Origin of the sequence: Sphingomonas sp. 28-62-11, assembly GCF_002278865.1 — a bacterium.
In the GTDB taxonomy this organism is placed as follows: Bacteria; Pseudomonadota; Alphaproteobacteria; order Sphingomonadales; family Sphingomonadaceae; genus Sphingomonas.
This window is the reverse complement of record NZ_NCGB01000059.1, coordinates 1-8816: the sequence shown is the minus strand read 5'-3', so window position 1 is coordinate 8816 and position 8816 is coordinate 1. Positions and strand designations below refer to the sequence as shown.

The 8816-nt window shown below is 63.6% G+C and carries 7 protein-coding genes and 1 tRNA gene; 7 read left to right on the top strand and 1 reads right to left on the bottom strand.

Annotated features, from left to right (window positions below; genetic code table 11):
- The 6 genes from B7Y49_RS14295 to B7Y49_RS14270 all read left to right on the top strand — a co-directional run.
- The coding region (locus tag B7Y49_RS14295) for a class I tRNA ligase family protein (protein WP_374128276.1) at positions 1-1449 on the top strand (1449 nt) is incomplete at its 5' end.
- Entirely contained in the window at positions 1449-2930 is a 1482-nt protein-coding gene (locus tag B7Y49_RS14290) for an MATE family efflux transporter (RefSeq protein WP_374128275.1), read from the top strand. The genes B7Y49_RS14295 and B7Y49_RS14290, both read left to right, overlap by 1 nt.
- A gap of 41 nt (positions 2931-2971) precedes the next feature.
- Positions 2972-3964, top strand: coding sequence for a porphobilinogen synthase (hemB, locus tag B7Y49_RS14285; RefSeq protein ID WP_374128274.1), 993 nt, complete (start codon positions 2972-2974; stop codon positions 3962-3964).
- A gap of 13 nt (positions 3965-3977) precedes the next feature.
- Complete coding sequence (locus B7Y49_RS14280) at positions 3978-4505, top strand: GNAT family N-acetyltransferase (RefSeq protein ID WP_374128273.1); 528 nt, start codon at positions 3978-3980, stop codon at positions 4503-4505.
- Positions 4502-5065 (top strand): GNAT family N-acetyltransferase, encoded by a 564-nt coding sequence (locus tag B7Y49_RS14275; protein WP_374128272.1) that lies wholly within the window; start codon positions 4502-4504, stop codon positions 5063-5065. Before B7Y49_RS14280 ends, B7Y49_RS14275 begins: the two co-directional genes overlap by 4 nt.
- 83 nt (positions 5066-5148) lie before the next feature.
- Positions 5149-7332 carry a spermidine synthase gene (locus B7Y49_RS14270; protein ID WP_374128277.1) on the top strand — a complete coding sequence of 728 codons (2184 nt, stop codon included), beginning with the start codon at positions 5149-5151 and terminating at the stop codon, positions 7330-7332.
- 146 nt (positions 7333-7478) lie between these two features.
- Here B7Y49_RS14270 and B7Y49_RS14265 read toward each other — a convergent pair whose 3' ends face one another.
- Positions 7479-8003: a hypothetical protein gene (locus tag B7Y49_RS14265; protein ID WP_374128271.1), complete on the bottom strand. Its 525-nt coding sequence runs from the start codon at positions 8001-8003 to the stop codon at positions 7479-7481.
- An 82-nt stretch (positions 8004-8085) separates the two neighbouring features.
- Here B7Y49_RS14265 and B7Y49_RS14260 point away from each other — a divergent pair.
- Positions 8086-8162 (top strand) — tRNA-Arg (locus tag B7Y49_RS14260).
- Positions 8163-8816 lie beyond the last annotated feature (654 nt).

Below are 8816 nucleotides of genomic sequence, written 5' to 3'. Positions count from 1 at the left end.
TTTCTTCGCCGCGACCCAGACGTCCTCGACACCTGGTTCTCCTCCGCGCTCTGGCCGTTCGCGACGATGGGCTGGCCTGAAAATCCTCCCCTGCAAGGGGAGGGGGACCATTTGCCTCTTCCGGCAAATGGTGGAGGGGGGGCGCCCCATAGCGCAGCGCTTGTGGAGAGCCCCCCCCACCGTCCTTTCGACGGTTCCCCCCCCCGTGCCGGGGGGGATTTGACGCTCAACGGCCGCTACCCGAACGACGTCCTCATTTCAGGCTTCGACATCCTGTTCTTCTGGGACGCCCGCATGATGATGCAGGGGATGCACTTCATGGGCGATGTGCCGTTTCGCAAGCTGTACCTGCACGGCCTTGTCCGCGCGGCGGATGGCGCGAAAATGTCCAAGTCGAAGGGCAATACGGTCGATCCGCTCGGCCTGATCGACAAGTACGGCGCGGACGCACTCCGCTTCTTCATGGCGGCGATGGAAAGCCAGGGCCGCGACATCAAGATGGATGAGAAGCGGGTCGAGGGATACCGCAACTTCGCCACCAAGCTGTGGAATGCCGCGCGGTTCGCGCAAGGCAACGGCATCGTCGCAAGCACCTCCATCGTGCCGCCTCCCGCCACACTCGCGGTCAACAAATGGATCATCGGTGAGACGATCCGCACCGTGCAGGCAGTCGACGCGGCGCTGGCGGACCTGCGCTTTGATGGCGCGGCGAACGCGATCTACCAGTTCGGCTGGAGCCAGTTCTGCGACTGGTATCTCGAACTCATCAAGCCCGTCCTCGGCCAGATGGACGCCCCCGCGACCGGCCCCGACGCCGACGAAACCCGCGCCGTTGCAGGCTGGGTGCTCGATCAGATCCTCGTCCTGCTCCACCCGTTCATGCCCTTCATCACCGAAGAGCTTTGGTCGAAAATGGGTGAACGCGAGTACGAGCTGATCGTGGCGAAATGGCCTGTTGCCGAAGCAAGCGCGATCGATGCTGAGGCGAGCCGGGAAATCGACTGGTTGATCAAGCTGGTGAGCGAGGTTCGCGCGGCGCGCAACGAACTGGGCATCAGCCCTGGCACGCGGATGGCGATGCACGGTCGTGAAATGTCGCCGGATACGGCGGCTCGGCTCGATCGACAGAGCGCAGTGGTGGCGCGTTTAGCGCGGGTCGATCATGTCGCGGGCGATGCACCGGCGGGTGGTGCGGCGCAAATCGTGGTCGATGAAGCGACCTTCGTGTTGCCGCTCGAAGGCGTGATCGATCTCGACGCTGAACGCGCCCGCCTGACCAAGGGCATTGCCGCGGCTGAGAAGGAGCGCGACTCCCTCGCCGCGCGCCTCAACAACCCGAGCTTTGTCGAGCGCGCCAAGCCCGAGGCGATCGAGAAGGCCCGCGCCGATCACGCCGAAAAATCGGCCGAGGCGGAGCGGCTTGCGGCGGCGCTGGCGCGGTTGGGCTGATGGCCCAGCCTCCCTCATCCCGCGGCGGTCGTGACCTTACGACCGGTCCGATCGGCAAGACCCTGCTCGTCTTCGCGCTGCCCACGCTCGCGACCAACATTCTGCAGTCGCTCAACGGATCGATCAACGCGATCTGGGTGGGGCGGTTTCTGGGGGAGAGCGCGCTCGCGGCGACGTCCAACGCCAACAACATCATGTTCCTGCTGTTCGCCGCCGTGTTCGGCTTCGGCATGGCGGCGACGATCCTGGTCGGGCAGAGCTTTGGTCGTCGCGATGTCGATGGCGCGCGTCAGGCGTTCGGGTCCGCCGTCGGGCTGGTGTTCGGATCGGCGATCGTCGTCGCCACGCTGGGCTGGATCCTCGCGCCGCAGATCCTGGGCTGGCTCGCGACGCCGGGCGATGCCTTCCCGCTCGCGCTCACCTATTTGCGCATCATCTTCCTGTCGCTGCCCTTTTCGATGATGCTCGTGCTGATCACGATGGGGCTGCGCGGCACGGGGGACGCCATGACGCCCCTGTGGTTCGGGCTGCTCGCCTCGGCACTCGATGCAGGGCTCAATCCGCTGTTCATTCTCGGGCTTGGGCCGATCCCGGCCATGGGGATTGCAGGCTCGGCATTGGCAACGCTCATCGCCAATATCGGCGCGCTGGCGGCGTTGATCGGCTATATCTATGCCCGCGATCTGACGCTGCGGCTGCGCGGCCCAGAGCTGGGGTATCTGCTCCCCAGCCGTGATGTCGTCTGGATGCTCGTGAGCAAGGGTTTGCCGATCGGCGCGCAAATGATCGTCATCGCGGTCGCCGGGCTGACAATGATGGGGCTGGTGAACCGCGAGGGCGTTGATACTAGCGCTGCCTTCGGCGTGACGCTCCAGCTCTGGGCCTATGTCCAGATGCCGGCCATGGCGATCGGCGCTGCCGTCAGCGCGATGGCGGCGCAGAATATCGGCGCGGGCAAATGGGATCGGGTGGAACGGATCACCGGATCGGGGCTGGTGATCAATCTGGCGATCACCGGGGCGATGGTCGTGCTGTTGCTGATCTTCGATCGGGCGGTCATGGCGCTGTTCCTGGGCGGGCAAAGCCCCGCGCTGCCGATCGCCCGGCATATCCAGCTAATCGCGACCTGGGGGTTCATCTTGTTCGGGATGACGATGGTGTTCTTCGGCGTGGTGCGGGCAAACGGCGCGGTGCTGGGGCCGCTGCTGATCCTGTTCATCGCGATGTTTCCGCTGCGGATTGGCTTTGCGCTTTTCTCGCGGCCGCTGCTTGGGGAGGATGCGCTCTGGTGGTCATTCCCGGTCGGGTCGATCGCGACGGTGGTGATGGCCGGGCTGTTCTATCGTTATGGCGACTGGCGCAAGCAATCGATGGCGGTTCCCCACCGCGATCACGCGAGCCATGGGGCTACGCCGCCCGCGCAGACACCCGTCGCTCAAACGGTTGCTGATCCGGCTGGAGCGATGCACCCCACCGGGTAAAACTCTTGCCCCCATCGGTGCAATCCAGCACAGATCGTTGCATGACCGCATCCTATCCCGCGCTTCGCCTGCGTCGCACCCGTTCGGCCCCCTGGAGCCGTCGTCTCCATGCTGAAACGATCCTGACTCCGGCGGATCTCATCTGGCCGCTGTTCATCGCGGATGGAGAGGGCGTGGAGGAACCGATTGCGAGCCTGCCCGGCGTGTCGCGCTGGTCGGTTGACGGTATTGTCGCGCGGGCGAAGGACGCGCGGGACGCGGGCATTGCGTGCGTTGCGCTGTTCCCCAACACGCCGCGCGCGCTGCGGACCGAGGATGGGCGCGAGGCGCTGAACCCGGATAACCTGATGTGCCGGGCGATTGGCGCGATCAAGGACGCCGTGCCCGATATCGGCGTTCTGACCGATGTGGCGCTGGATCCCTATACCGCGCATGGCCATGATGGCCTGGTCGACATGCAGGGCTATGTACTGAACGACGACACGGCAGAGGTACTAGTCGCCCAAGCGCTCAACCAGGCGGCGGCTGGCGCAGACATCATTGCGCCCAGTGACATGATGGACGGGCGCATCGGCCTGATCCGCGATGCGCTGGAGGAGGAGGGCCATGTCAACGTTCAGATCATGTCCTATGCCGCCAAATATGCGAGTGCTTTTTACGGCCCGTTTCGCGATGCCGTGGGCAGTCGCGGGCTGCTGAAGGGCGACAAGAAAACCTACCAGATGGACCCCGCCAATGCCGAAGAGGCGCTGCGGGAGGTGGCGCTTGATCTGCAGGAGGGCGCGGATAGCGTGATGGTGAAGCCGGGCTTGCCCTATCTCGACATCATCGTTCGGGTAAAGAATGCATTCGAAGTCCCTGTATTCGCTTATCAAGTTTCAGGTGAATATGCGATGATCGAGGCCGCTGTTGCCGCTGGTTCTGCCGAGCGTGACCCGATGGTGCTGGAAACGCTGATGGCGTTCAAGCGTGCGGGCTGTTCGGGGGTGCTAACCTATCATGCGCTCCACGCTGCGCGGCTGATGGGCGGCTGAACGACGCGCGCCGATGATCGAGACTGAGCGGTTGATCCTTCGCCTGCCAGAACCGCGCGACCGCGCTGCGCTGCATGCGATGTGGGCCGATCCCGAGGTTATGGCGGAACTTGGCCCGGTAAAGGATGAAGCAGAGAGCGATGCCGTGCTCGCCAAGCATGATCTGTATCGCCACGAAGGGCTGGGCTTTTGTACCGTCGAGCGCCGTGATGACGGCGCGGTGCTCGGCTTTTGCGGGCTGAAGCGCGGCGATGCACATAACCCGATTGCCGGCGAGGTCGAGGCGGGGTGGATCATCGCGCGGCCTTACTGGCGGCATGGATATGCCTTTGAAGCGATGACCGCGGCGATCGGCTGGGGTTGGCATCATATCGATGCACCGCGGATTGTGGCGATCACCTCGGCGATCAATCTCAAAAGCCAGCGTCTGATGGAACGGCTGGGCATGCACCGGCTGGCTGGGGGCAATTTCGATCATCCGCTGATCGCCGAGAGTGATCCGCTTCGTCCGATCGTGACCTATGCAATCGATCGGCCATGATCGAAACCGAACGCCTGATCATCCGGCCATGGCAGGAGAGCGACCGCGCGCCGTTTGCGGCGATGGGGCAAGATGAAGCAGTTCGCCGGTTCCTTGGTCCACCGCAGTCGCGCGAAGAAAGCGATGCGACGGTCGATCGGCTGATCGCGCTTCAGTCGGCTTATGGCTATTGTTTCTGGGCGCTGCAGCACCGCACGGATGGCGCGTTTCTTGGCTTTTGCGGCCTGAAACCGGGTCCTGCTGGGACGCCGATTGCCGACGCGATTGAAATCGGCTGGCGCCTTGCAGTTCCCTATTGGCGGCAGGGCTATGCACGGGAGGCTGCGGTCGCAAGCCTCGACTGGGCATGGCAAAACCTGGCGGCGAACACCGTTTATGCGATGACGGTGCCGGCAAACATCGCGAGTTGGGGGTTGATGGAGCGGCTGGGGATGCAGCGGCTGGCGCAGCTGGATTTCGATCACCCTGATGTGCCGGACGGCGATCCGCTGAAGCCGCACATCGTTTACGGCATCAATCGCCCTGCCAATCGACCTTTTGTTAACCAAATTCCCAGATGACTCTCGACGGGCGTCGCCAGCGCGACGCGATCGAGGGCCGGGCCATGTACGAGGGTAAGATTACCGCCGCCAGCAGCACGCGCATGTCGACACCGTTGATCTTTGCGGTCGCGATCCTTGCCGGTTCCTTCCTGCTGTTTCTGGTCCAGCCGATGGTGGCGCGGATGGCGCTGCCCCGGCTTGGCGGCGCGCCCGCGGTGTGGAACTCGGCCATGCTGGTCTATCAGGCGCTGCTGCTTGGCGGCTATGCCTATGCGCATGCGCTGGGGCGAATCCCAGTGCGCGCGCAGGCACTGGTCCACGTCAGCGTGCTCGCCATCGCCGCCTTGTGGCTGCCGATAGGGCTGATCGCGATGGATCTGCCCGCCGATGCGCAACCGGCTTTGTGGGTGCCGTGGCTGCTCGGCCTGTCGATCGGGCCCTTGTTCTTCGCCATTTCCGCGCAGGCCCCGTTGCTCCAGCGCTGGTTCAGTGCCGCGCATCCGGGGCGGGACCCCTATGCGCTCTATGCCGCGTCCAATCTCGGCAGTTTCGGCGGACTGATCGCTTATCCATTGCTCGTTGAGCCCGGGCTCGCACTCGATGCTCAAAGCGCGGTGTGGAGCGCGGGTTATGCGCTCGTGGCGGTGCTCGTCATCTCCTGTGCGCTTGCGCTGCCCTGTGGAGAGAAGGCGGTGGCCGTCACGGTGCCTACCAGCCCTGCGCCGGCCACGCGGACGATCGGCCACTGGATCCTTCTCGCCTTCGTCCCTTCGGGGATGATGCTGGCGACGACGACCTATATCACGACGGACATCGTCGCGATGCCGCTGCTCTGGGTGATCCCGCTCGGGCTGTATCTGCTCAGCTTTTCGATCGCTTTTGCTGCCAATCGCGTGCTGGCCGATGCCATCACCCGCTTTGCCCCGCTCCAGATCCTGTTGTTTGGGGGGGTGATGGTCGGCGGGTTTCAGGGGATGCCGTATTTCAACGCCGGCGTGGCGCTCACGCTGCTGTTCACGATTTCGGTCTGCCTGCACACGACAATGTACCGCCAGCGGCCTGCGGCTGATCGGCTGACCGGCTTTTATCTGGCGATGTCGCTGGGCGGCGCGCTGGGTGGGGTGTTTGCAGCGCTGGTGGCGCCCGTGCTGTTTGACTGGACCTGGGAATATCCGTTGTTGGTGATTGCAGCCGGGCTGCTGGCGCCACAGGAACTGGTGATCGCCCCGCTCGCCTTTTTGTGGCGGGGCGATGCCCAGCGTCAGCGGATCATGACATTGGCGGTGGCGCTGGCGGTCGGCCTGCTGATCGTGACGGCGACGCGTGATGTGGCGGCGTTCCAGGCCGGGCAGGGGCGCGGTGCCGCCTTTGCGGTTATTGTCGCGTTGGGGTTGGTCGTTCTGGGGCGGCGATGGCCCTTTGCGATCTTATTGAGCGGTGCGCTGGTAATCTTTGGCGGTTTCCAGGCAGCGATGATCAGCTGGCAAGGCGATGCCCGCACGCGCAGCTATTTCGGGATCTACACGGTCGGCGGGAATGATCGCGTTCGGCAATTATCGCACGGCACCACGGTCCACGGCACCCAGTTGATCGGCTCGCCCGAACGCGAGAGGATGCCGACAGCCTATTATGTTCCGGGATCAGGCATCGGCCAGGCCATGCGGGCACTTCCCGAGTTCTACGGCCAGCGCGCGCGCGTTGGCGTGGTTGGGCTGGGGGCGGGGACGCTCGCCTGCTATGCGCATCCCGGCCAGGATTGGCGCCTTTACGAAATCGATCCGGCGATGGTGCGGATTGCGCGCGATACCGGCCAGTTCAGTTTCCTGTCGCGGTGCCTGCCCGATCCGACGATTGTGATCGGCGATGCGCGGCTCAATCTGGCGACACAATCTGCCGATAGCCTTGATTTGCTGGCGCTGGATGCGTTTTCGTCAGATTCGGTGCCGATGCACCTGATGACGCGCGAAGCCTTTGCCAGCTACGATCGTGTGCTGGCGCCGAACGGCCTGTTGCTCGTCCATATTTCGAACCGGTTCCTCGATCTCGAGCCTGTCGTGGCGGCGGCAGCGACGGCAGGGGGCTGGTCAGCGGTGAAATTGCTCTATCGACCCGGCCCCAAAGCGCCGGAAGGCGAGACGGTATCGGCTTGGGTCGCGCTTTCACGGGACAAGGCGGTGATCGCACAGCTGAAGTCGCGTGGCGGAAGCTGGCAACCGCTCAATCCGCGCCGGGGCTTCACGCCCTGGACCGACGATTATTCGACGATTTTGCCGCTGTTGAAGTGATTGGTGGCGAGCGGCCAAGGCTAACATAGGTAGGTCGAACGGCCCACCACCCGTTCAGGCTGGGCGAAGTCGAAGCCCGTGCGCCGCGCTTGCCCTTCGACTTCGCTCAGGGCGAACGGATCGGTAGGTAAATACAATCCGGAGGCTCAGAAGGCCGCAACCTGCCCTTGCAGCGAATCGACGGTCGCCTGTTCGGCCGTCAACTGTACCTCGGCCTTGGCGCGGGCGGCGGTGAGCGCGGGGTAGGGGGGCTGACTTGCCGTGGCACGATCGATGGCCAGCCGGTCGAGATCCGACAGCGCCGACAGACTTTGCGATCGCAGCGTATCCAGCCCAGACAGCGCCGATTGCGCTGACAGCCATGCCTCGCTGCCGATCGCGGCTCCCTTCGCGGCCTGCACCGCGTTGGTCGCGCGGGTGGTTGCGGTGGTAAACGCATCGGCGACCGTCGCCAATGCCTGCGTTAGCCGGGCGATTTCTGTATCGATTGCCGGATCAGGGGGAATCACGGCAGCCGACGGATCAGCCGGCACGGTCACGATCGCCGGTTGCTTTTCGATCGCGCGGGGCAAAAGCGACGGGTAACGCTGGGTCGGCGCGACGCAGCCCGATAGTGCCGTCAGCGCGATGGCAAGCGCGGTTGGGCCGGGGCGCAGGGGGGCTCGGTTCATGGCAATTGCTCTATGCTGCCACTGCCATCGGCGCAACGGGCTTGCGCATCGCGAAACGGCTCTCTATGGGCATGCGCTCTGTGCACCCGTAGCTCAGCTGGATAGAGCATCAGACTACGAATCTGAGGGCCGGGCGTTCGAATCGCTCCGGGTGCACCACCTCTTCAAAGACTTATCAAGGAAGTCGGACTTTATTGTCCGGCTTCTTTCTTTTTAGGTATCAGATAGGCATCAGGACGAAGGGTTTCGTGAACCCTGTCAGCCTACACGGAATCAGGGATGCGAGCGTTATCTGTCCAATTATTTAAAATCTGACGCTTGGTCCCAGGTGAGATGACGCCCGCAGCAGCATCGAATGGGGGGTAGCACCCCGGCAGCTTTTGGCTGGAATCTTAGCATAGCTGCCCTTTGACCGCGTTACGCCGTGTTGGCTGTTATCGGCCCAGATCGCGCCGAAAAGCGGTTCGTCAACGAGCGGCGGGTTTCGGCGGGCCGAAAAACGGCGCTGATCGGCTGGGATTGGGTGGGAAGCAGACATCACCTTCCCGTCAGCACCGCTTCTTCGATCTCGTTGTCCATTAGCTTGGCAATTTTCAACCGGAATGCCTCTAGGTCAGGCTAAGTTGTGAGGAACGATCCTCGGACCCGATTACGCGCGTCGTCATCATCGGCAACCTCAAAGCAAACGACAAGGTTGCCGCGTTTGTCGGCGGAGGTGACGTGCTCCCCTGAAACTCCGCCAGTCTGAGCTAGAGTCCTTCATGAAGGAGGACGACGATGAAGCGCAGCAGATTTACCGAGGAGCAGATCATA